This window comes from Sphingomonas segetis, assembly GCF_009720245.1.
In the GTDB taxonomy this organism is placed as follows: domain Bacteria; phylum Pseudomonadota; class Alphaproteobacteria; order Sphingomonadales; family Sphingomonadaceae; genus Sphingomicrobium; species Sphingomicrobium segetis.
Window position 1 is genome coordinate 1 of sequence record NZ_WJSQ01000265.1, and the last position, 1,829, is coordinate 1,829.

Annotated in this window: 2 protein-coding genes and 1 pseudogene; 2 read left to right on the forward strand and 1 reads right to left on the reverse strand. The window is 67.3% G+C overall.

Annotated features, from left to right (window positions below):
* Positions 1–336, forward strand: a 336-nt coding sequence (locus GH737_RS15560) for a hypothetical protein (RefSeq protein WP_196233236.1), incomplete at its 5' end; no start/stop codon positions are given.
* Here the strand turns inward: GH737_RS15560 and queG are convergent.
* Positions 297–1,370, reverse strand: a complete 1,074-nt coding sequence (queG, locus tag GH737_RS14625; protein ID WP_155265493.1) for a tRNA epoxyqueuosine(34) reductase QueG — start codon at positions 1,368–1,370, stop codon at positions 297–299. The two genes, GH737_RS15560 and queG, sit on opposite strands and share 40 nt — an antisense overlap.
* A 67-nt stretch (positions 1,371–1,437) precedes the next feature.
* Here queG and GH737_RS14630 point away from each other — a divergent pair.
* Positions 1,438–1,716, forward strand: a pseudogene (locus GH737_RS14630) (ATP-binding cassette domain-containing protein); the annotation flags it as partial.
* Between the last annotated feature and the right edge of the window lie 113 nt (positions 1,717–1,829).

Here is a 1,829-nt window from a genome sequence, read left to right on the forward strand (position 1 = left end):
GCTTCCGCTTTGTTCGTCGCCGGCTGCGCCACCAGGCCCGAGCCGCCGCCTCCGCCGCAACAGGCGGTCCACGCCGCGCCGGTCCAGCGCGAGGCGAAGCGCCTCACCGGCATGACCACGCGCGACCTCACCGGTCACTTCGGCCGGCCTGCGCTCCAGATTCAGGAAGGAACCAGCCTCAAGCTCCAGTTCCGCGGCCGCTACTGCATTCTCGACGCTTACCTCTATCCCGGCCAGAGCGGCGTGCTGCGCGTGACTCACGTCGACACGCGGACCCCGTCCGGCTCGAACGTCGATCAGGCAACCTGCATCTCCGCGCTCGAATATCCGAGCTGACGAAGCGCCCATTCGGCGGCTTCGGCGATCACTGGATCGGGATCGTGACGATTCCGTTCGATGGACGGCACGAGCGTCCGGTCGCCGCTGTTGCCGGCGGCGATCAAGCAGTTGCGGATCATGCGGCTTCGGCCGATCCGCTTGATCGGCGACCCGGCGAACAATTGGCGGAAGCTTGCATCGTCGAGCGCGAGAAGGTCCGCTAGGTGGGGAGCCGCCAACTCGGCGCGGGGCAGGAAGGCCCGATTGGCCGCCGCGGCATCGGCGAAGCGGTTCCACGGGCACACCGCGAGGCAATCGTCGCAGCCGTAGATCCGGTTGCCCATGGCGGCCCGGAATTCCTCCGGGATCGGCCCGTCATGCTCAATCGTGAGATAGGAAATGCAGCGCCGCGCATCGATCCTGTGTGGACCGATGAATGCCTGCGTCGGGCACGCATCCAGGCAGCGCGTGCAGCTCCCGCAATGCTGCCCGTGGCCGGCGGGCGCATCGGGCTCGAGCTCGAGCCCGGTCAGGATCACGCCAAGGAACAGCCAGCTGCCGTGTTCGCGGCTGACGATATTGGTGTGCTTGCCCTGCCACCCGATCCCCGCCGCCTGCGCCAGCGGCTTCTCCATCACCGGCGCGGTGTCGACGAACACCTTGAGCTCGGACGGGGCCTGCTCGACGATGAACCGCGCCAGCGCCTTGAGCGCCTTCTTGACCGTCTTGTGATAGTCGCCGCCCTGCGCGTAGGCTGAGATACGCCCCAGGTCCGGCCGCCCGGCGAGCGTCAGCGGGTCGGTCGCCGGCGCGTAGCTCATGCCGAGGGCGATTGCGGACCTGGCATCAGGCCATAACGCGAGGGGCGAGACGCGATGGTGCGCGCGCTCCTCCATCCATCCCATCGTGCCGTGGTGCCCGGCCTCGATCCAGCGCTTCAGTTCAAGCCCGGCGGCGTCGGCGGCGTCGGCGCGCGCGAAGCCGCACGCTGCGAAGCCCAACTCGGCTGCTTTCGCGCTTATTGCTTCCTTGAGGCTTTCGTTGGTAGCCACAGGGTTCCACTAGACCGTTCGGCCTGAGCTTGTCGAAGGCCTGTCCTTGTTTTCTTTAGGAAAAGCAGTGCTTCGACAAGCTCAGCACGAACGGGGTGATGTCGCGATCGCGCTCGAAGCGGTCGATCTGGTCAAGGATTTCGGCGAGACCCGCGCCGTCGACGGCGTCAGCCTCGCCGTTCCGGCCGGCTCGATCTACGGGCTTCTCGGCCCCAACGGAGCCGGCAAGACGACAATCCTGAGGATGCTGATCGGGATCATCGACCCGTCGAGCGGCACCCGCCGGGTGCTCGGCCGCGAACGCCCGCTCGAGGCCGCGGCGGAGGTCGGCTACCTGCCCGAGGAGGCCCTGCTGCCGGTCGAATAGACCGTGTCGACGAACGACAACGTGCCAAGGTTGGTGGACCCGGAAAAGGTTTCCAGGATGGGGTTCATCGATCCCGACAACGTGCCGGCGCC